General features: G+C 65.9%; 19 protein-coding genes. 14 read left to right on the top strand and 5 right to left on the bottom strand.

Annotation, left to right across the window (positions count from 1 at the left end; all coding sequences use genetic code 11):
• From ABT375_RS20845 to ABT375_RS20835, 3 genes are read right to left on the bottom strand one after another with little or no spacing between them, the layout of a single operon-like run.
• A complete protein-coding gene (locus tag ABT375_RS20845) occupies positions 1-756 on the bottom strand; it encodes an SDR family NAD(P)-dependent oxidoreductase (protein WP_416465036.1) in 756 nt (251 codons plus the stop codon).
• Complete coding sequence (locus tag ABT375_RS20840; protein WP_261937443.1) at positions 753-1,280, bottom strand: cupin domain-containing protein; 528 nt, start codon at positions 1,278-1,280, stop codon at positions 753-755. The genes ABT375_RS20845 and ABT375_RS20840 overlap by 4 nt, the downstream gene beginning before the upstream one ends.
• 2 nt (positions 1,281-1,282) lie before the next feature.
• Positions 1,283-2,236: a fumarylacetoacetate hydrolase family protein gene (locus ABT375_RS20835; protein WP_416465035.1), complete on the bottom strand. Its 954-nt coding sequence runs from the start codon at positions 2,234-2,236 to the stop codon at positions 1,283-1,285.
• A gap of 198 nt (positions 2,237-2,434) precedes the next feature.
• Here ABT375_RS20835 and ABT375_RS20830 point away from each other — a divergent pair, with 198 nt between their 5' ends.
• From ABT375_RS20830 to ABT375_RS20810, 5 genes are all read left to right on the top strand, one after another.
• Complete coding sequence (locus ABT375_RS20830; protein WP_416465034.1) at positions 2,435-3,601, top strand: alpha/beta hydrolase family protein; 1,167 nt, start codon at positions 2,435-2,437, stop codon at positions 3,599-3,601.
• A gap of 23 nt (positions 3,602-3,624) precedes the next feature.
• On the top strand, positions 3,625-4,650 hold the full coding sequence (locus tag ABT375_RS20825) for a Rieske 2Fe-2S domain-containing protein (protein ID WP_416465033.1): 1,026 nt from the start codon (positions 3,625-3,627) through the stop codon (positions 4,648-4,650).
• A complete protein-coding gene (locus ABT375_RS20820; RefSeq protein WP_261937439.1) occupies positions 4,643-5,050 on the top strand; it encodes a VOC family protein in 408 nt (135 codons plus the stop codon). Before ABT375_RS20825 ends, ABT375_RS20820 begins: the two co-directional genes overlap by 8 nt.
• 125 nt (positions 5,051-5,175) lie before the next feature.
• Entirely contained in the window at positions 5,176-6,408 is a 1,233-nt protein-coding gene (locus ABT375_RS20815) for an MFS transporter (RefSeq protein WP_416465032.1), read from the top strand.
• Entirely contained in the window at positions 6,401-7,114 is a 714-nt protein-coding gene (locus ABT375_RS20810) for an SDR family NAD(P)-dependent oxidoreductase (protein WP_416465031.1), read from the top strand. The genes ABT375_RS20815 and ABT375_RS20810 overlap by 8 nt, the downstream gene beginning before the upstream one ends.
• Before the next feature lie 21 nt (positions 7,115-7,135).
• Here the strand turns inward: ABT375_RS20810 and ABT375_RS20805 are convergent, their stop codons facing one another.
• On the bottom strand, positions 7,136-8,287 hold the full coding sequence (locus ABT375_RS20805) for an FAD-dependent monooxygenase (protein ID WP_416465888.1): 1,152 nt from the start codon (positions 8,285-8,287) through the stop codon (positions 7,136-7,138).
• A 224-nt stretch (positions 8,288-8,511) separates the two neighbouring features.
• Here ABT375_RS20805 and ABT375_RS20800 point away from each other — a divergent pair, with 224 nt between their 5' ends.
• From ABT375_RS20800 to ABT375_RS20785, 4 genes are all read left to right on the top strand, one after another.
• Positions 8,512-10,962 (top strand): TonB-dependent receptor, encoded by a 2,451-nt coding sequence (locus ABT375_RS20800; RefSeq protein WP_416465030.1) that lies wholly within the window; start codon positions 8,512-8,514, stop codon positions 10,960-10,962.
• Positions 10,963-11,032: 70 nt separating this feature from the next.
• Positions 11,033-12,418: a sulfatase gene (locus ABT375_RS20795; protein ID WP_416465029.1), complete on the top strand. Its 1,386-nt coding sequence runs from the start codon at positions 11,033-11,035 to the stop codon at positions 12,416-12,418.
• 3 nt (positions 12,419-12,421) lie between these two features.
• A complete protein-coding gene (locus tag ABT375_RS20790; RefSeq protein ID WP_416465028.1) occupies positions 12,422-13,351 on the top strand; it encodes an NAD-dependent epimerase/dehydratase family protein in 930 nt (309 codons plus the stop codon).
• 12 nt (positions 13,352-13,363) lie between these two features.
• Positions 13,364-14,377, top strand: coding sequence for a LysR family transcriptional regulator (locus ABT375_RS20785; RefSeq protein WP_416465027.1), 1,014 nt, complete (start codon positions 13,364-13,366; stop codon positions 14,375-14,377).
• A gap of 4 nt (positions 14,378-14,381) precedes the next feature.
• Here ABT375_RS20785 and ABT375_RS20780 read toward each other — a convergent pair whose 3' ends face one another.
• Positions 14,382-14,819 carry a winged helix-turn-helix transcriptional regulator gene (locus ABT375_RS20780; protein WP_224547054.1) on the bottom strand — a complete coding sequence of 146 codons (438 nt, stop codon included), beginning with the start codon at positions 14,817-14,819 and terminating at the stop codon, positions 14,382-14,384.
• 98 nt (positions 14,820-14,917) lie between these two features.
• Here ABT375_RS20780 and ABT375_RS20775 point away from each other — a divergent pair, with 98 nt between their 5' ends.
• The 5 genes from ABT375_RS20775 to ABT375_RS20755 all read left to right on the top strand — a co-directional run bounded on the left by ABT375_RS20775 (position 14,918) and on the right by ABT375_RS20755 (position 19,724).
• Entirely contained in the window at positions 14,918-15,727 is an 810-nt protein-coding gene (locus ABT375_RS20775) for an SDR family NAD(P)-dependent oxidoreductase (RefSeq protein ID WP_224547053.1), read from the top strand.
• On the top strand, positions 15,724-17,313 hold the full coding sequence (locus tag ABT375_RS20770) for a phytoene desaturase family protein (protein WP_416465026.1): 1,590 nt from the start codon (positions 15,724-15,726) through the stop codon (positions 17,311-17,313). Before ABT375_RS20775 ends, ABT375_RS20770 begins: the two co-directional genes overlap by 4 nt.
• The gene (locus ABT375_RS20765) at positions 17,310-17,546 is read left to right on the top strand and encodes a hypothetical protein (RefSeq protein ID WP_416465025.1); all 237 of its coding nucleotides are present in this window, start codon (positions 17,310-17,312) and stop codon (positions 17,544-17,546) included. Before ABT375_RS20770 ends, ABT375_RS20765 begins: the two co-directional genes overlap by 4 nt.
• Before the next feature lie 107 nt (positions 17,547-17,653).
• On the top strand, positions 17,654-18,724 hold the full coding sequence (locus ABT375_RS20760) for a VOC family protein (RefSeq protein WP_416465024.1): 1,071 nt from the start codon (positions 17,654-17,656) through the stop codon (positions 18,722-18,724).
• Between the two features lie 118 nt (positions 18,725-18,842).
• Positions 18,843-19,724, top strand: coding sequence for a Rossmann-like and DUF2520 domain-containing protein (locus tag ABT375_RS20755; protein ID WP_416465023.1), 882 nt, complete (start codon positions 18,843-18,845; stop codon positions 19,722-19,724).
• The last annotated feature ends 59 nt before the right edge of the window (positions 19,725-19,783 follow it).

The following is a 19,783-nucleotide window of genomic DNA, read 5'->3' as shown; positions in this document are numbered from 1 at the left end:
TCAACTCCCGTCGGAAATCAGCGTGCCGCCGTCCACCACCAGATTCTGGCCGGTGACGAAGGCCCCGGCGGGCGCGGCCAGGAACAGGGCGGCGCCCGCCACCTCATCCACCTCGCCGGGGCGGCGCAGCGGCGTCATCGCCATGCGCCGCTGCATGAAGGCTGTGTCCGCGATCAGCGGCGCGGACAAGGCCGTGCGAATGAAGCCGGGTGAGATGGCGTTCACCCGCACGTTGCGCGGTCCCCATTCCACCGCCAGGTTGCGGGCCAGTTGCGCCACCCCCGCCTTGGCCAGCGCATAGGCGTTGATCGCGCCGTTGCCGCGCAGGCCCGACAGGCTGGACAGCAGGATGGCCGTTCCGCCGCCGCGCGCGGCGATATGGGGCAGGGCCAGATTGCATAGCCGTACCTGGCTGCGCAGGTTGATCGCCATGACATGGTCGTAATCGTCCATGTCGATGCTGGCGAACGGACCGGGTCGCCCGGTGATCCCGGCATTGCAGACCAGGATGTCCAGCCCGCCATGATGCCGGACAGCGCCGTCGACCAATGCGGCAAGCTGCGTGTCGTCGGCCACGTCGGCGGGGATGGCCAGCATGTCGCGTTCGCGCCCGACGCGCGCGCAATCCTCCGCATTCTCGCTGGAGAGGGTGACCTGCGCGCCATGGTCCTGCAACGCGCGGGCGATGGCCAGTCCGATGCCGCGCGTCGATCCGGTGACGATCGCCACCTTGCCGCTCAGGTCGAACAGTTTCATTGGGCCGCTTGCGTCTGATTTTCCGGCTTGTCCTCCGCCAGCGGCTGCCCGTCATGCAGATAGGCCGGCGCCTCGATCAGGATGAAGGCGATGCGGCAAGGCTTGTCGGTGACGTTGCGCCAGAGATGGTTGGTGCCGCGCTGGATGATGATGCCGCCTTCACGCACCGTGGTCACTCGGCCGTCGTCCAGCTCCAGCTCGACTTCACCCGCCATGACGATGCCATAGTCGATGCTGTTGGTGCGATGCATCGGCGATTGCTTGCCCGGCAGCATGTCCACGATCCGGATCACCGATCCCTTGTTGAGCGTCAGCCCCGCGTCGCGCGCGCGCCCGTCCGTCTCGTCATTATTGTCGGCCGGGACGGTCTCGGTGGTCCAGATCAACAGGAAGGACGCGTCGCCCGACGGGATCATCTTCGTCGGGGTCACATCTTCCGACTTGAAGATGGCGCGGCCATCGGCGTCATGGCCGGTGACGACGCGCTGCACGGACGGCAGGCCGGAATCGCTCAGGTCAGTCATGGTCAGACTCCTTGATAGGCGATGACGCGCTGGTCGATCGCGCCGAAGGGCGTGCGCCCGTCCTCGGTGCGCGCCTCCATGCGGACGCGGTCGCCAAAGCACATGAAAGCGGTGCGCGGCGCGCCCTCGTCCACGATCTCGATCCCGCGCCGTTCGGCGATACAGGACGAGCCGACTTCGCGAAAATCGGGATTGGACACGGTGCCGGACCCGATCACCGTGCCGGCGGGCAGATGGCGGGTGCGGGCGGCATGGGCGACCAGTTCGTGGAAGCCAAAGCCCATCGGTGCGCCATTGGCGGCGCCGAAGCGCACGCCGTTCCAGTCCACCAGCAAATCCATGCATACGCGCCCGTCGCGCCATTGGTCGCCCAGTTCGCCCGGCGTCACGGCGAAGGGCGCCATCGAACAGGCGGGCTTGGCCTGGACCCAGCCGAAGCCGGTCTTCATCTCCGGCCCCGCCAGCGCGCGCAGCGACCAGTCGTTGATCTGCACGACCAGGCGGATATGCGCCATCGCGGCGTCCGCATCGATGCCCATCGGCACATTGTCGACGATGACGCCATATTCGCCCTCGAAATCGATGCCCAGCGCTTCGTCGGGCATGGGGATGTCATCGGTGGGGCCGTAAAAGCGATCCGAAAGACCCTGATACATCAGCGGCCGGCCGGTCTTTTCCGGGGTGATCCCCAGCACCTTGTCCATCAGCGCGCCATGGCTTTCGAATGCCGACCCGTCCAGCCATTGCCAGGCGCGGGGCAGGGGCGCGGCCAGTGCGTCGGGCTTCAACGCATCGGGAAAGGCGTCGATCGCCAGCGCCTCCGCGGCGAAGACGTCCCAATGCTCGATCGCCTCCTGCAAGGTGCGGACCGGCGCGGGCGCGCAATGGCCGCCATCGGGCGACAGGATCACCAACTGCCCGTCCCTGCTGCCATCCTTGCGCGTCGCCAGTCGCATAGTCTCTCCCTCTCATATCTCTTGGGTTCAGGCGATGCGGCCGCACGCCCTGTCCGTCAAAGCCAATCTATCGATAGCCGGCTTCCATAATTTCGATTTGATCTGGACCGGGTCGGGCGGTCTTTGGCGGAATGAGGATGCGCGCCCGCCCGGCTGGCGCGGCGGATCAAGACGCGGATCAACGATGAGGACGCAGGCATGTTCGAACCCTTCCCCGGCAATTATGTCTGGAATCTCGCGACCAACCTGGCGCTGGTGTGCGGCGGCAATCATGGCGAGATTGACGAGGCGAACCGGCCGATCATGGATGCGGCCAAAGGCGGCGCGGACGCGGGCAGCGCCCGGATGTTCGATAGCTGGCTGCGCGTCGCGGACCAGGTTGCGGCCAATGCGGCGGCGGACGAGGCCGCGGGCTATGCCCTGTCCGCCGGCAGCAAATATCTGCGCGCATCGGGCTATTATCTGGCGGCCGAACGGATGCAGAGCCGCGACTATGCGCCGCGCTGGGCCGCCTATGACCGCGGGCTGGCGCTATATGCCAAGGGCGTGGCGCTGCGCGGCCTGCATGTCGATTTCGTCGAAATCCCCTATGAAGGCAGCGCCTTTCCCGCCCTCTTCGTCCATGACGGGTCGGGCACGCCGCGCCCGGCGCTGGTGTCGGTCAATGGCCTGGATTCGATGAAGGAGCAGGTCAATATGGCGGGCCATGGCGCCGCCAATCTGGAACGCGGGATCAACACGCTGTTCATCGACCAGCCGGGTACCGGGGAGGCGTTGCGCAAGCGCGGCCTGACCGCCGTCTATGATGCGGAACGCTGGGGATCGCCCGCCTTCGACTATCTGCTGACCCGGCCGGATGTGATCGCGTCGAAGATCGGCATATTCGGCCTGTCCTTCGGCGGCTATCACGCCCCGCGCATCGCCGCCAACGACCCGCGCTATGCGCTGTGTGCGGTGATGGGCGCGAACCATGTCTGGGGCCGGCGCCAGCGCGAGCGGCTGGCCAATGAAGGCGAAAATCCCGTGCCCCATTATTGGGACCATGTGATGTGGGTGTTCGGCTTCGACGCCGACAATGGCGGGCGCGACGCCTTCCTGGCTTATGCCGACCAGATCACGCTCGACGGACAGGTCGAGAAGATACGGGTGCCGTTCCTGGTCACCCATGGCGAGAATGACCGGCAAATCCCCGCCTTCAACGCGCAACTGAGCTACGATCAGGCGATCAACAGCCCCAAACGGACGCTGCGTATGTTCACCAAGGCGGATTTCGAGGTCGAACATTGCGGCGCTGACAATGGCACCGGCATGCGCGACTATATCGCCGACTGGTGTGCGGAGACGTTCGCCGCCATGCCGGGATAAAGACAAGGACAGAGGAGGAGAGGATGGCGGACTATCCGCAACGCTGCTGGTATATGGCGGGTTGGGCGGACGAACTGGGGGAGGGCGGTTTCTCGCGCGAGATCCGCGGCGAACGCCTGTTCGTGCTTCGCACCGCAGACGGCGTGGCGGCGCTGCGCGACCGCTGCCCCCACCGTTTCGCGCCGCTCTCGCTGGGGACGCGCGATGGCGATAGGGTGGTCTGCGGCTATCACGGCCTGGCCTTCGCGCCCGACGGACGCTGCGTACATAATCCCTTCGCCGACCGGATTCCCGCCGGCGCGTCCGTCCCCGCCTTTCATCTGGTCGAGCGCGACGGCATCCTCTGGCTCTGGGGCGGTGATCGGCAGGATGCGGACGAAACGCTGATCCCGGACTTCGGCTTCATCCCCGACACGCACGCCAGCCGCACTGTGCGCGGCTACACGCTGATGCAGGCGCAATATGAATATGGCACCGACAATCTCCTCGACCTCAGCCATATCGAATTCGTCCATAAGGGGACGTTCGCCGGGCAGGGGGTGATCTTCGCCGGGCGGCACAAGGCGCATATGCAGGGCGATACGCTGCACAGCGACTGGTGGATGCCCGGCATCGCGCCGCCGTCGGTCGCGCGCGGCCATGTGCCTGACGATGCGGTGGTCGACCATTGGCTGGAGATGCGCTGGAACGCCCCCGCCTCGATGCGGCTGATGGTCGGCGTCTGCCCGCATGGCGGCCCACGCGACACCGGGTTCGAAGTACCCCAGGCGCATATCCTGACCCCCGCCAACGATCATCAGAGCCATTATTTCTGGTCCTCTACCCGCTATGATGCGCTGGATTCGCCCGAAACCGACGCCGCGCTGCTCCGCCTGTTCGGCGAAGCCTTCGATCAGGAGGACAAGCCGATGATCGAGGCCGCCTATGCCAATATGGCCGGTTGCGACTTCTGGGCGGAAAAGCCGCTGTCGCTGGGCATCGACCAGGGCGGCACGCGGGCGCGGCGGCTGGTGGAGGCGATGATCGCGCGGGAGAAGGTGGATGGCTGACTTCACCTTCCACCATGGCGGCGTCAGCGTGCCCAGCCTGGACGAAGCGATCGACTGGTATGGCCGCGTGCTGGGCTTCACGGTCGAAAAACGCTTCCCCATTGCGGCGGCGCGGGCGCAGGCGGCGATGCTGCGCAAGGGGCCGCTGCGCTTCGAACTGTTCGAGGTGGAGGGCGCGGCGCCCCTGCCGGACGATCGGCGGCACCCGCCGTCCGACCTCAAGACCCATGGCAACAAGCATGTCGCCTTTCGCGTCGCGGACCTGGAGGATTTCCTGATCGAGATGGCGGCCAAGCAGGCCGACATCGCCTTCGTCGTGCGCGAGGCGTTCGGGAAGGGCTGCTTCCTGCGGGATTGCGCGGGCAATCTCATCGAATTTGTCGAGGAACCCGATGGCTGAACCGCGCCTGCGCTGCGGTCAATAGGTCGGTTCGATGCTTTCGGTTTGACCCCGTCCCGGCGCTCGGCCTTAACCTGCCTGCATAACAAGGAGAGGGCCGGCAATATGGCTGACGAGCAAGCCGCATGACAGACCATAGCGCCGCCACGGACGGCGATCCCGCGCCGGGCTTTCTGACCGGCTTTTCGCTGTTGCTGCCGATCACCCTGTCGACCATGGCGATCGTCCTGCTGGCGCCGATCCTGCCGCAACTGCTGGCCGATTTCAGCACGGTGCCGGCCCATGAATATTGGGTGCCGATGATCCTGACGATCCCGGCGCTGTGCGTCGCCTTCTTCTCGCCGCTGGCGGGGATGCTCGGCGATCGCTTCGGCCGCCGCCGCCTGCTGCTGCTCGCCTTCCTGCTCTATGCGCTGGTGGGGATTGCGCCGATCTTCCTGAAGAGCTTGCCCGCCATCCTGCTGTCGCGCGTTGGCGTGGGCCTCGCCGAAGCCGCGATCATGGTGCTGTCGACCACGATGATCGGCGATTATTACAGGGGCGCTGCGCGCGACAAATGGCTGGCGGCGCAGACTGCCTTCGCGTCGCTCTCGGCGCTGCTCTTCTTCAATCTGGGCGGGCAATTGGGCGCTTTTGGCTGGCGCACCCCCTTCTGGGCCTATGCTTCCGCGCTTGTCATGTTCGCGTTGGTGCTGCGCTTCACCTGGGAACCGCGTGGCGATGCGGCTGCGCGGGCGACGGTGGTGGGCGATGGCAACGGCTGGGCCGGCTTCCCCTGGCGGCGGATGGCGATGATTCTCGCCATCACCGTATACGGCTCGGTCTTCTTCTACACGGTGCAGATCCAGGCGTCGTCGGGGCTGCACGCGCTGGGCCTCAGCGATCCGGCGCGCATCGGCTTCCTCACGTCGGTCGCCAGCATTGGCGTGCCGTTAGGCACCTTCCTCTATTCGCGCATCGGGCGCTGGCCGATCGGGCGGCTGTTGCTGCTCGAATTTGCGCTGCTGGCCGCGGGCTTTTGCGTCATGGGGCTGGCCCATGCGCCTGCCGGCTTCCTGATCGGCTGCTTCCTCAACCAGCTCGGTGCCGGCCTGCTGCTGCCGACGCTGCTGGTCTGGGCGATGAGTCTGCTGTCTTTCGAGATACGGGGGCGGGGCGCGGGCCTGTGGCAGAGCGCCTTCGCCTTCGGTCAGTTTCTCAGCCCCGTCATCGTGACATTGCTGTCCAAACAGGCGGGAAGTCTCGCCGGGGCCTTCGTCCTGCTGTCGCTGGGCGCATTGGCGGGGGCGGTGGCCGCGCTGGTCGCGCCCTTCCGACGCGGCGAGCAGCCGGTGGGCGGAGCGATCGTCCATGGCTGACCGGCTGACGGGCAAGCTGGCGGTCGTCACTGGCGCGGGCAACGGCATCGGCCAGGGTTGCGCCCGGCTGTTCGCGGCGGAGGGCGCGACCGTGATCGGCGTCGATCGCAGCGGCGCCGACGAAGCCTGCGACCTGCTGGACGAGGGGGCGACCAACGCGCTGTTCCAGCGCATCGGCGCGGAACATGGCCGCATCGACATCCTGGTCAATGCCGCCGCCTTCGCGCATTTCGACTGGATCGAAGCGCTATCCTACGCCGACTGGAAAGCGACGCTGACGGGCGAACTGGACATCCTCTTCCTCGCCACCCGCGCAGCCTGGCCCTGGCTCAAGGCCAGCGGGCGCGCGTCGCTCATCAATTTCGGTTCGGCCAATGCGCGCCATGCGCTGGAAGGATCGCCCGCCCTGGCGCATTGCGCGGGCAAGGGCGGCGTGCTGGCCATGACCCGCCAACTCGCGATGGAAGGCGCGCCGCACGGCATCCGCGCCAACAGCATCGCGCCGGGCTTCATCCGCACCGCCGCGACGGCGCGGCACCTGGCCGCAGACCCGGCGTTTGAGGCGAAGGTGCTGGGCAAGAATATGCTGCAATATCTGGGCGAGCCGGACGATATCGGCTGGTGCGCGGTATGGCTGGCGTCGGACGAGGCGCGCTATGTCACCGGCGCCGACATCGCCGTCGATGCCGGGGCGACCGCCTGGTAGCGGATTGATCCCGGCACCCCGTCAATATTCCTCGGCCAGCCGGTGTAACCCCGCGCCGATCGCCGCGCCGATCGCATCGGGCGAGTCGCCGTCCAGTTGCATCCGGCCGACCTTGATGCTGGTGTCGATCACATGGCGGCACCGGTCGAAGCGGCGCGCCTGATAGGCGGCCAGACCGGCTCCGACGGTGTCGGCCCGGTCCAGTTCCTCGGCCAGCACCAGCGCGCTTTCCACCGCCATCCCTGCGCCGCACGCCATGTGCGGCGTGGTGGCATGGACGGCGTCGCCCAGCAGTACGATCGCGCCGTCATGCCACGGCCCCGGCTGCAAGGCCGCGGCGAGCGGGCGATAGTTGATCCAGTCGTCGCGCGTCATATGGTCGCGAACCCATCCGGCATTGCCGCCGAAATCGGCCAGATTGTCGCGCAACTGGACGAACAGCTCCTCGTCGGTGAAATGTTGCGCGCGATGGACGTGCGGGGTCAGCATCCACAGATAGACCATCTCTGCGCCGCACCGGTTGATGCCAGCGGGCACCCGGTGTCCGAAATAAAATTCGCCCTTGGTGAGCGTCGGCGGGCGACGGATGGACAGGCGCCAGCATCCCTGGCCGGTCGGCTGCGCTTCGCCCATGTGCGGGAAGGCCAGCCGCCGCACGCCCGAATAGATGCTGTCCGCGCCAACGACCAGGTCGAAATCCGCCTGCGCGCCATCGGTGAAGGTCACGTCCACGCCGCCGTCGTCCCGGTGGGCCAGCGCACGGACGGTCAGGCCCAGTCGGATGGCGATCGGCAGCGCCCGCACCCGCGTCTGCATGATCCGGTGCAATACCGGGCGCATGATCCCGCCGGTCGCGGGCAAGCCTTCCTCCAGCGCCGGCTCGTCCAGATCGTGCAGGCGCGTGCCGTCATAGCGAAAGATCGTCGCTCCCTCCGCGATCGCGCCCTGTTCCTTGATCGCGTCCAGCAGGCCCAGCCGCCGATAGGCGCGCAATGTAGGGCCGGTGATCGTGATGCCTGCGCCATAGACGCGCCATTGCGGGTCGATATCGATCAGCGTGACCTGCCCGCCCTGTTCGGCAAAGCGGATCGCTGCCGCCATGCCGCCGATGCCGCCGCCCACGATCAGGATGCGCTTGCCCGAAACCCAACCCGAAACCATGCCCGAAATCATGAATGCCACCCTCTCCGCGCCATCTTCTTCGTTCTGGCTATCGGTCCGGCGCGGGCAGGCGGAAAACGCTTTGCCTCAATAGTTGCTATCGGGAGTGTGGATAGCAGCGGCGATCGTTTCGGACTCGTCCGCGTGGCGCAGATAGGTCGAATCCAGCAAATCAATGTGACTTTTTCGCCCCGCAGGCCAGAATTGGCCAAAATCAAATCATAGGGGAGAGAGACATGCGTAGTTTGTTGCTGGCCACCACCGCGATCGCCGGCATGATGGCGACCGCGCCGACGCCGGGCCTGACGCAGACCGCCGATCAGGGCGCGCAGGCTTCGGCCGGGCTGGACGAAATCGTCGTCACCGCGCAGCGCAAGTCGGAAAGCGCGCAGAAGGCCGCGATCGCGATCGACGCCGTCACCGGCGACACGCTGGTCCAGCAGGGCATCAGCAAGGCGGAGGATATCACGAAGAGCGTTCCGGCGATCACCATCACCAATGGGGGCGGGTCCAACACATCCATCTTCATCCGCGGCGTCGGCAACATCACGTCGAGCAGCTATAACGACCCCGCCGTCACCCCCAGCTATGACGGCGTCGTGCTGGGCCGGGCGGCGGGCGCTTTCGGTTCCGCCTTCTACGACCTCGCCCGTGTCGAGGTGCTGAAAGGGCCGCAGGGCATCCTCTACGGCCGCAATGCCACCGGCGGCGCGGTCAACATCATCCCCGCGCGTCCCGAGCTGGGCAGGAATGGCGCGGGCTTCAACGTCTCCTTCGGCAATTATGACGCGGTCAATGTCGACGGCTATCTGAACCTGGCCACCAGCGACACCAGCGCCCTGCGCCTCGCCGCCACGCGCCAGGTGCATGACGGCTATAACCGCGACGGCAGCGACGACCTGAAGCGCACCGGCCTGCGCGGCCAGTTCCTGATCGAACCCAGCGACGATATTTCACTGCGCGTCGGCGCGGACTGGACCAAGGTGGGCGGCGTCGGTCCCGGCGGCAGCTATATCGGCGCCTACACGCCCGGCCCGTCGGGCTACACTTTCACCCCCAGTGGTTTCGACGGGTCGGAGGGGTTCAACACCGACGCCGCCAACGCCTATCGCCAGACGCTGATCGGCGCGCCGGGCTTCGGTTTCCTCAACGCCATGAACCAGGACGCCTCGACTGACTTCACCTATTGGGGCATCAATGCGGAACTGAACTGGAAGACCGACATCAGCACCTTCACGCTGGTGCCCGCCTTTCGCAAGTCCACGGGCGAAAGCTATTTCTATGGCCCCGCCTTCAACACCGCCTATAATGCCGAAACCGACAAGCAATACAGTCTCGAGGCCCGCCTGGCCGGTTCCGTCGGCATGATGGACTATGTTCTCGGCGGCTTCTATTTCAACGAGACGATCGACGCGCAGAATGAATATAATCAGGAATTCGTGCTGCCGATCCAGTCCTACACGCACAAGACCAAAAGCTGGGCCGCCTTCGGTCAATTGACCGCCCATGTCAGCGATCAATTCCGTCTTGTCGGCGGCGCGCGCTATACCCGCGACAAGAAGTCGATGGACGGCATCATCAACAATTTCATCACCTTCTGCGGCGGCCTGCCGCCCGCCAACATCACCCCGCCGGCGTCCTTCGCCGCCGGATGCGCTGCGCCCAATGGCTTGCCGCGCTATCCCAATCTCCTGACCACCGGCGACACGGTCAACTGGCTGGCCAGCAACGGCTGGATCGCAGCGGGCAGCACCGACCAGGCCAATCCGCAGGTTTTCCCGCTGCTGAACGGTGTCGGCACCATCCTGAAAACCTATAATCCGGTGGTGGACAGCGGCACCTATTCACGGGTGACGTGGAAAGCCTCGGCGGAATTCGATCTCGGCCCGGCGAACCTGCTCTACGCCACGGTCGAAACCGGCTATCGCGCCGGCGGTTTCCAGCTGGCGGAGGGCAAGTCGAGCTATGATCCCGAATTCATCACCGCCTATACGATGGGATCGAAGAACCGCTTCTTCAACAACCGCGTGCAGCTCAACGTCGAGGGCTTCTATTGGAAATATAAAGACCAGCAGATCACCTATTTCACCGTCGACACCAGTGGCACGCTCATCAATTCCAACGAAAATGCGGGCAAGTCGACGATCAAGGGCTTCGACGTCGATGCCATCGTGAAGGCGACGCCGACCACGACGCTCAACGCCAAGGTGCAATATCTCAAGGCCACCTATGACGACCTGCATCTCTACACCGCCTCGCCCCGCGACAATATCGCCTGTCCCTTCACCCTGACCGGCGCGACCGCAGGTGGTGCGCCGGTGAAGGACTTCAACTGTTCGGGCAAACCCTTGCTCTACTCACCCAAATGGACCGTCAATCTGGGCGCGGAACAGGTGGTGCCGCTGGGCCGTTCGCTCGAACTGGTCGGCAATGTCGCCACCGCCTGGCGTGACGACCAGTGGGGAGCGTTCGAATATCTCGATTTCGAACATATCCGCGCCTATTGGCAGACCGACCTCAACCTGACGCTGCGCGCGTCTGACGGCGGCTGGTCGCTGGGCGCGTTCCTCTACAATCTGGAAAACAAGCGCCGCATCGCCACGCCGCAACGCTCGCCGATCGGCATGGCGGTCGCCCGCTATACCGCGCCGCAGACCTATGGGGTGCGTTTCTCGGCGAACTTCTGACATCAAACGGCATAAGAGGAAAAGGGCAGGGCCTGTGGTCCTGCTCTTAGCCCATTGGAAAGGAAGCAGGATGCAGGTTGATCGACGGTCATTCATGGGTGGCGCCGGTGCATTGGGCGCGCTGGCGGTAGCGGGCGAGGCCACGGCCGCGGCCAGGGCGGGGCGCCCCAACATCCTCTTCATCATGGCCGACGATCTGGGCTATGCCGACCTGTCCTGCACCGGATCGCATCATATCCGCACCCCCGCGATCGACAGCATCGGCGCGCAGGGCATCATGCTGCGGCAGGGCTATGCCAATAGTTCGATCTGCTCGCCGACCCGCACCGCGCTGCTGACCGGCTGCTATCAATATCGCTTCCCCATAGGAATCGAAGAACCGCTTGGTCCCGCTGCGCCGGCGGGGATCGGTGTCCCGCTCGACCGCCCGACCATCGCTTCGGTGCTGCGCACGCAGGGCTATCGCACCAAGCTGGTGGGCAAATGGCATCTGGGCGAACCGCCCAAACATAGCCCGCTGCATCATGGCTATGACGAATTTTTCGGTATCGTCGAAGGCGCGGCCGATTATTTCCGCCATCATATGGTGATGGGCGGCAAGGATGTCGGCATCGGCCTGGCGCAGGGTGACACGCCGATCGAACGCAATGGCTATCTCACCGACCTGTTCGGGGACGAGGCGGTGAAAACGATCGAGGCCGAAAGCGACAAGCCCTTCTTCCTCAGCCTGCATTTCAACGCGCCCCACTGGCCATGGGAAGGGCGCGAGGATGCGGCCGTCGCGTCGACGCTCGGCGCATCCTTCCATTATAATGGCGGCAGCCTCGCCAAATATAGGGAAATGGTGGAGGCGATGGACCAGAATGTCGCCAAGTTGCTGGCCGCGCTGGACCGCAGCGGCAAGGCCGACAACACGATCGTCATTTTCACCAGCGATAATGGCGGCGAGCGTTTTTCGGAAACCTGGCCTTTTACCGGGGTGAAGGGGGAATTGCTGGAAGGCGGCATCCGCGTGCCGTTGATGCTACGCTGGCCGGCCGCGATCGCCGCTGGCTCGCAATCCGATCAGGTCATGATCTCGATGGACTTCCTGCCTACGTTGCTGGCGATGGCGGGCGGCGATGTGGCGAAGGCCGGCACGTTCGACGGGGTCGACCTGTCGGCGCAACTCAAGGGGCAGGCATCGCCGCTCACCCGCTCGCTCTACTGGCGATACAAGGGCAATGGCCAGGCCGCGCTGCGTGCAGGCGACTGGAAATATCTCAAACTGGGCGGGAAGGAGCATCTCTTCGATCTGGCCGCGGATGAACGGGAGCGCGCAGACCATGCCAGCGACGATCCGGCCCGGCTTCAGGCGATGCGGCTGCAATGGGACGCATGGAACGCACAGATGCTGCCCTATCCGCTGGGCAGCTTCAGCGAGGATGTGCGGGACCATTATGCGGATCGGTATTAAGCCATGACCATCATCGTGACGGGCGCCGGCGGTTTCGTCGGCCGACAGCTGGTACAGCGGCTGCTGGCGGCTGGCGAGGCTGTCGTCGGCATGGACAGCGCGCAGGGCGGTATCCCGGCTGGCGCGCGCGCGGTCGTGGGCGACATCTGCTCGGCCGCGGTGCGGGCGGAGGCGCTGCGCGACGGGTGCCGCGCGCTCGTCCATCTCGCCACCGTGCCCGGCGGCGCGGCGGAGGCCGATCCTGCCGCCTCGCGCCGAGTCAATATTGACGCCATGTACGACCTGCTGGACGATGCCAAGGCCGCGGGCGACCGGCCGCGCATCATCTACGCCAGTTCGATCGCGGTATTCGGCGATCCGCTGCCCGTGTCGGGCGTGGACGACCACACGCCGCTCGCGCCGCGCATGATCTATGGCGGGCACAAGGCGATGATGGAGGTCGCCGTCGCGATGATGCATCATCGCGGCGAGATCGAGGGCGTCAGCGTCCGCCTGCCCGGCATCCTCGCCCGGCCCAAGGGGCCGTCGGGCATGAAGTCCGCTTTCATGAGCGATCTGTTCCATGCCTTGCGGGCGGGAGAGAGCTTCGTCTGCCCGGTATCGGCGGAGGCGACGATCTGGGCGCAATCGGTCAGCCGTTGTGCCGACAATCTGGTTCATGCGCTGACGATGGACGCGGCGCTCATGCCGCCGACGCGGGTCGTTACCCTGCCGGCGCAGCGCATCGCGATGGGCGACCTCGCCGCCGAAATCGCCCGCCAATGCGCCGTCTCGACCGACCTGGTCGCCTATCGCCCCGACCCGGCGCTGGAAGCCGCCTTCGGATCGCACCCGCCGCTCGCGACGCCGGCTGCCGACCGCGCGGGCTTTGCCCATGACGGCGACCCTGCTACGCTGGTCGCCAACGCGCTGGCGGTCATAGCGGCAGGCTGAAGGAGAGAGACGATGCGGTTCGATCGGCTGGACCTCAACCTGCTGGTGGCGCTCGACGCGCTGCTCAGCGAACGCAGCGTCAGCCTGGCGGCGGATCGCATCTGCCTGTCGCAATCCGCCACCTCGTCGGCGCTGGGGCGACTGCGCGAATATTTCGCCGACGACCTGCTGGTGCAGAAGGGGCGGCAGATGGTCCTGACCGCCCGTGCCGAAGGGCTGGTCGATCCGGTGCGCGCGGTCCTGGAGCAGATCCGCTCGACCATCGCCGTGCCGCCGCCCTTTGACCCCGCGACGTCGGACCGCAGCATTCGCATCATGGCGTCGGACTATATCACCGAAGTCCTGCTGGCGTCGGCGATGACCGACCTGCAACGCGAAGCGCCGGGGATGCGTTTCGAAATCCAGTCGCTGACCGAAGTCCTGCTGGAATCGCTGGAGCGCGGCGCGGTCGATCTGCTCGTCACCATCGACTATGCGATCTCCGCCGATCATCCCAGCCAGATCCTGTTCGAGGACGATTATGTCGTCGTCGGCTGGAACGGCAATCCCGCCATGGCCAGGCCGATGACCAAGGAACTCTATTTCGAGCTGGGCCATGTCACCGCCCGCTTCGGCCGCGCGCGCGTGTCCGCGTTCGAAGACTGGTTCGTGCGGCGGCAGAAGCGCCAGCGCCGCATCGAAATCGTGACCCACAGCTTCCTGTCGATGCCCGGCCTCGTCATCGGCTCCAACCGCATCGCCACCATGCACCGGCGACTGGCGACGCGAATGGCGGACTATCTGCCGCTCACTTTGCACGAAGTACCGATGGACATCCCGCCGATCCGCGAGGCGATCCAGTGGCATATCTCCAGCAACAACGACCCGGCGATCCGCTGGGTGGTGGAACGGATCGTCGCCGGCGCGCAGGCGCCTGCCGTGCCAGTCAGGGATGACGGCATCCTCTCGCTCGACGAAGCCCGCATCGCGCGGCAGGAACTGGCCGCCCAGTTCCTGAGCGATTCCACGCCCAAGGGGCGCGGCTGACCGATCAGTCCGCGCTGTCGAACGCGGCGCGCGCCTGTTCGATCGCGGTGCCGCTGGCCTGCACCCAGGCGAGCAGGCGCCGCGCTTCCCCGACCAGCCCGTCACCCAGCGGCGTCAAGGCATAGCCGACCCTGGGCGGCACGTCCGCGCTCACCGATCGCGCCACCAGGCCGTTGCGCTCCAGTTGACGCAGCTTGAGCGTCAGCACCCGCTGCGAAATCTTTCCCTCCGCGCTCAGCCGGTCGAGCAGGCGCCGCAATTCGGCATGGCGGAAGGGCGCGATGGCCAGCAGCAGCAGGATCAGCATCGACCATCGATCGCCCAGCAGCCCGAACACCGTGCGGATCGGCGCATCGCGCTCCGCCCCATGCTCCGCCATGTCGCGGGCCAGCATGGTCAGGCCGTCGCGGCAGGCGGGATCGAAATCGTCGAAATCGGACATCGGTCAACAGATTATGACGGCACAAAAAAGTGCCGTCTTCTCCCCTCTGCCGACCATATTATGATGCTTTTCCAGAAGATCAATCACAGGAGAGGGCGATGGGGTCCGATGCGATCCGTCTGGACGGAAAAGTGGCGATCGTCACCGGCGGGGCCGGCGGCATAGGGGCGGCGACGGCGCGGCTGATGACCGATCGCGGCGCGCGTGTCGTGATCGCGGACATCGCGCAGGACGCGGCGCAGGCGCTGGCCAACAGCCTGCCCGGCGCCATCGCGATCCCGCTGGATCTGGAAAGCGAAGAGTCGATCGAGGCGCTGGTCGCCGCCGTGGTCGCCCAATGCGGCCGGCTCGACATTCTGCACAATAATGCCGCCTTGCTCGGCCCCGACATCGCCCGGCTGGATGGCGATATCGAACATATGGGCACAGCCCTGTGGGACCGCAGCTATGCCGTCAATGTGCGCGGCACCATGATCGCCTGCCGCGCCGCCCTGCCGCATCTGCGCGCCACGCGCGGCAATATCGTCAACACCGTCAGCAATCTGGCGCTCCAGGGCCATCTGATCCAGGCGGCCTATAGCTCGTCCAAGGCGGCCATCATCCAGATGACCCGATCGATCGCCGCCAGCCATGGCGCGCATGGCGTGCGCTGCAATGCGGTCGCGCCGGGCATGACGATGACGCCCGCGCTGCGCGACGCCTTCCCGCCGGCATTGCGCGCTGCGGTGGAAGCGGAAACGCTGCGCGACCGTCTGGGCGCGCCGGAGGATATTGCCGAGGCGGTCGCCTTCCTCGCCTCCGATGCCGCGCGCAACATCACCGGGCAGTTGCTGGTCGCCGATGGCGGCTGCGCCTCCCATGTGCCGGGCATCGCCCAATTCCGCGCCTTTCTCGGAGATCACGCATGAGCATCCACGACATCGTCGTCATGGGCGGCGGCCATAATGGCCTGACCGCGGCCGCCTATATGGCCAAGGCGGGCAAGAAGGTGCTGGTCCTCGAACGCAAGCCGCATTTCGGTGGCGGCGTATCGACGCGGGAACTGATCGCGCCCGGCTACTGGCATGACGAACACAGCAATGTGCATATCATGATCCAGGGCAATCCCATGATCCGCGAGGATGAACTGGGCCTGCTGTCGAAATTCGGGCTGGAATATATCTATCCCGAACTGCCCCACGTCAGCATCTGGGACGACGGCACGGTGATGCGGACCTGGAAGGATCTCGACCGCACCTGTCAGGAGATCGCCCAATATAGCCCGCGCGACGCCGAAGCCTATCGCAGGTTCGTCGGCATCAGCCAGAGCGTGCTGCCGATGTTCATGTCGGGCCTTTACGCGCCGCCCTTCCCGATGGGCGCCTTCGTCGCGATGATGGACCAGTCGGACGAGGGCCGCTTCCTGCTCGACGTGATGCAGCGCTCCGCGCTCGACGTCGCCAACCAATATTTCGAAAGCGACCGGCTCAAGATCCACATCGTCCGCCTCATCACCGAAAATCTCCAGATGCCGGACGAACTGGGCACCGGCATGGGCGTGCTGCTGATGCCCGGCATCATCCACACCTATGGCGTGTCGATGCCCAGGGGCGGATCGGGCGAACTCAGCAAGGCGCTGGTCCGCGCGATCGAACATATGGGCGGCGAAGTCCGCTGCGATGCGGAGGTGAAGCGGGTCATCGTTTCGTCGGGCAAGGCGGTCGGGCTGGAGATGACCGACGGCGAAACCATCATGGCGAAGGACGGCGTGATCGGCGCGATCCATCCGCATGTGCTGCGCCGCTTCGTCAGCGAGACGCCCGAACCCGTGCTGCAACGGGCCGAGCGGGTCACGCCGTCCACCTTCTCGATCAACCTGCTGCACATGGCGTTGAAGGAGAAGGCCAAGCTGCGCTGGGCCGAAGGGGAGGGCGGGGTGATGACCGAACTGCTCCAGACCCACACCATGCGCGACATGCTGCTCGACTATGACCATCTGCGCCGGGGCGTCGTGCCGCCCCGCCGCCTGATCGCGGGCGGCGACAATACGTCCAACGATCCCAGCCGCGCGCCCGCAGGTGGCGGCGTCTTCTACGGCGTGACCTTCGCGCCCTACGACCTGCACGAAGGCGGCCCGACCGCCTGGGATCGGATGAAGGAGGAGATCGCACAGGAAAGCTTGGCGCAATATCGCCTCTTCTACAGCAACCTGGACGAGGATAATATCATCGGCACGCTGGTCCGCTCGCCGCTGGACCATGAACGCGACAGCCCGGCCAGCTTCGTCAAGGGCGACATCCATGGCTGCGCGCCCTTCATGTACCAGACGGTCGGGCATCGCCCCACGCCGGATCTGGGCCATTTCCGGGTGCCGGGCATCGAAAGCCTCTATCTGGTCGGCCCCTTCATGCATCCGGGCGGCGGCGTCTTCGGCGCGGGCCGCGCGACCGCGATCCAGATGATGGACGATATGGGTATCGATTATGACAAGGTCTGCGCAGGAGCCGTGCAATGACGAACGCAACCAGCAAGGCCCCCGTCATGAAAATCCTCGACGCGCAGGACAAGGAATTGATGACCGTCCGCAAGATCGAGCGGGAGGGCGACGCCCTCATCATCCGCGGCAAGATTTTCGGCGCGATGCCGATGGTCGCCAAACTGACCCCGGCACAGGCGCGCGCCGCGCTCAGGCTGCTCGACTGGCGCACGATCCTGTTCCTGCTGACGATAGTGTTCCGCAAGGGTTGAACCCTTGGGCGGCTGCTATTGGCGGGGCCGATAGCAGCCTCCCATGAAATGCGTTTCCGGGCGACAGCCCCCGTCCGCATAGTGACGATCAGGATGAGGGAGTTGTCATGAGCATATTGGGCGTCGAAAGCGCGATTTTCGGGGTGGCGGACCTGGCGGAACATACGCGGTTCTGGACCGATTTCGGCCTGCCGGTGGAGATGGCGAGCGAAGATGAGGCGACATTTCGCCTGGCGTCCGGCTCGCGCGTCATCCTCTACCGCCATGGCGATCCGCGCCTGCCCGCGCCCGATCCCTTCCCCGGCGACGGATTGAAGGAAACCATATGGGGCGTTGAAAGTGCGCAGGCGCTGGAGCAGGTCGCCGCCAGCCTCGCCACCGAAGTCGATGTCCGCCGCGACGCCGACGGGACGGTCCATTGCACCTGCCCCGACGGCCAGCCGATCGGCCTGCGGGTATGGGCGAAGCGCCCGGTGGTCAGCGAAGCCAGTCCGGTCAACACGCCCGGCCACTATCCCCGCTTCAACCAGCATCGCATCTGGCGCCGCCGCGCCCTTCCCAAGACGATCAACCATGTCGTCTTCTTCTCGCCCGACTATGTCGGCAGTTTCGAATTTTACGAACGCCATATGGGTTTCCGCTATGTCGACCATAGCAAGGGCACCGGCATCTTTTCCCGTGCGCCCGGCACCTTCGAACATCATTCCATCTTCTGGGTGAATTGCGACCTGCCGATCGCGCCCGATCATTTCAAGTTCATGCACATCGCCTTCGGCATGGACGATATCGACGAAGTCATGCTCGGCGCGAACATCATGGACGCGAAGGGCTGGAAGAACCAGACGATGAACAGCAGCGGCGGGATCTCGCGCCACCGCATCTCGTCGGCCATCTATTATTATTGCGACATGCCGGGGAAGGCGGGGGAGGCGGAATATCACGCCGACACCGATTATCTGGATGACAATTGGGTGCCGCGCGCCTGGGATTTTCGTTTCGGCTCGCTGCTCTGGTCGAACAATGCCCCGCCCATCTTCCGCGGCGACAACATCCCTTGGGACATGGCTTTCGACGCGGACCGCGCCAGTTTCGAACCCTTTCGCAAGACCGGCCCCGGGCGACTGCCGGTCACCGGCAAGCTCGCCGAAATCAGCGAGGCGGACGAACATGCGCTGTGACGAGCCTGTGCGCTGCCCATGATGCCCGATCGCCGTGCCGCAGACGCGCCGATCTTCTTTGCGATTCTGCAAGTCGTCGGCTGTTTCGGCCGACTTCGGAATGGTCTAGGCATCCGCCATGCGCAGCGACCCACCCCATCGCCGGATCGGCATCATCGGCACCGGCCGCGTCGCCCGCGCCATGGCGCGGGCCTTACAAGCCCGGACGGCCGATCCGATGCTGGTATGGGGCCGCGACCCGGTCCGGCGCGACGCCATGGTCGCCGGGATCGGCCACGCCCAGGCCGCGCATGAACTGACGACGATCGCGTCCGCCTGCGACGTGATCCTGATCGCCGTGTCGGACGACGCCATTCCCGATCTGGTCGAGGCCCTGGCGCAGCAACTGTCCGAAGACGTCACGCCTTTCATCCTCCATCTCAGCGGCGGCAGCGGCGCGGCGCTCCTTGCGCCACTGGCGCAGCGCGGCGCCCTGACTGCGGCGGTGCATCCGGCCATGACCTTCACCGGCGATCCCGAACGGGAAGTCGCCCGCATGGTCGGCGCCCGCTTCGTCATCACCGCAGACACGCACCCGGCGATCCTGGCCGCACAGGCTCTGGTCGCCCTGCTCGGCGGCGTGGCGGAGCAGGTGGGGGAGGCGCAGCGCCCGCTCTACCACGCCGCGCTTTGCCATGCCGCCAACCATCTTGTGACGCTGATCGCCGGCGCGGGCGACGCGCTGACGGCGGCCGGCATCGCCGACCCCGGCGCGCTCCTCGGTCCGCTCGTTCGCGCGGCGCTCGACAACGGCCTCGACCGGGGCATGGCCGCCTTGTCCGGGCCGTTGCTGCGGGGCGACGGCGACACCATCGCCAGTCATCTGGCCGCGCTGTCGGCTGACAGCCCGCACCTGCTCCCCGCCTATCGTGCCATGGCGATAGCGACGCTCGACGCGCTGGAGCGGTCCGGCGCACAGCCCGCGACCATGTTACGACAGGAACTGGCCTCCGCCACATAAGTAGCGCGCGCCTGCATCCTCTCTTGAAGGACGCGTCGCTGCCAAGCTATGCCTTGCGG

It is taken from the genome of Sphingomonas sp. VDB2, from assembly GCF_047946695.1.
Taxonomy (GTDB): Bacteria; Pseudomonadota; Alphaproteobacteria; order Sphingomonadales; family Sphingomonadaceae; genus Sphingobium; species Sphingobium bisphenolicum.
The sequence above is the reverse complement of the archived record's forward strand: the minus strand, read 5'-3'. Positions and strand labels throughout refer to the sequence as shown.

Coding starts and splice junctions, on each gene's coding strand:
- ABT375_RS20760 (WP_416465024.1), top strand. CDS start 17,654: ATGAGCATATTGGGCGTCGAAAGCGCGATTTTCGGGGTGGCGGACCTG.
- ABT375_RS20845 (WP_416465036.1), bottom strand. CDS start 756: ATGAAACTGTTCGACCTGAGCGGCAAGGTGGCGATCGTCACCGGATCG.
- ABT375_RS20780 (WP_224547054.1), bottom strand. CDS start 14,819: ATGTCCGATTTCGACGATTTCGATCCCGCCTGCCGCGACGGCCTGACC.
- ABT375_RS20770 (WP_416465026.1), top strand. CDS start 15,724: ATGAGCATCCACGACATCGTCGTCATGGGCGGCGGCCATAATGGCCTG.
- ABT375_RS20795 (WP_416465029.1), top strand. CDS start 11,033: ATGCAGGTTGATCGACGGTCATTCATGGGTGGCGCCGGTGCATTGGGC.
- ABT375_RS20775 (WP_224547053.1), top strand. CDS start 14,918: ATGGGGTCCGATGCGATCCGTCTGGACGGAAAAGTGGCGATCGTCACC.
- ABT375_RS20820 (WP_261937439.1), top strand. CDS start 4,643: ATGGCTGACTTCACCTTCCACCATGGCGGCGTCAGCGTGCCCAGCCTG.
- ABT375_RS20800 (WP_416465030.1), top strand. CDS start 8,512: ATGCGTAGTTTGTTGCTGGCCACCACCGCGATCGCCGGCATGATGGCG.
- ABT375_RS20840 (WP_261937443.1), bottom strand. CDS start 1,280: ATGACTGACCTGAGCGATTCCGGCCTGCCGTCCGTGCAGCGCGTCGTC.
- ABT375_RS20790 (WP_416465028.1), top strand. CDS start 12,422: ATGACCATCATCGTGACGGGCGCCGGCGGTTTCGTCGGCCGACAGCTG.
- ABT375_RS20825 (WP_416465033.1), top strand. CDS start 3,625: ATGGCGGACTATCCGCAACGCTGCTGGTATATGGCGGGTTGGGCGGAC.
- ABT375_RS20805 (WP_416465888.1), bottom strand. CDS start 8,287: ATGATTTCGGGCATGGTTTCGGGTTGGGTTTCGGGCAAGCGCATCCTG.
- ABT375_RS20755 (WP_416465023.1), top strand. CDS start 18,843: ATGCGCAGCGACCCACCCCATCGCCGGATCGGCATCATCGGCACCGGC.
- ABT375_RS20785 (WP_416465027.1), top strand. CDS start 13,364: ATGCGGTTCGATCGGCTGGACCTCAACCTGCTGGTGGCGCTCGACGCG.
- ABT375_RS20810 (WP_416465031.1), top strand. CDS start 6,401: ATGGCTGACCGGCTGACGGGCAAGCTGGCGGTCGTCACTGGCGCGGGC.
- ABT375_RS20830 (WP_416465034.1), top strand. CDS start 2,435: ATGTTCGAACCCTTCCCCGGCAATTATGTCTGGAATCTCGCGACCAAC.
- ABT375_RS20815 (WP_416465032.1), top strand. CDS start 5,176: ATGACAGACCATAGCGCCGCCACGGACGGCGATCCCGCGCCGGGCTTT.
- ABT375_RS20765 (WP_416465025.1), top strand. CDS start 17,310: ATGACGAACGCAACCAGCAAGGCCCCCGTCATGAAAATCCTCGACGCG.
- ABT375_RS20835 (WP_416465035.1), bottom strand. CDS start 2,236: ATGCGACTGGCGACGCGCAAGGATGGCAGCAGGGACGGGCAGTTGGTG.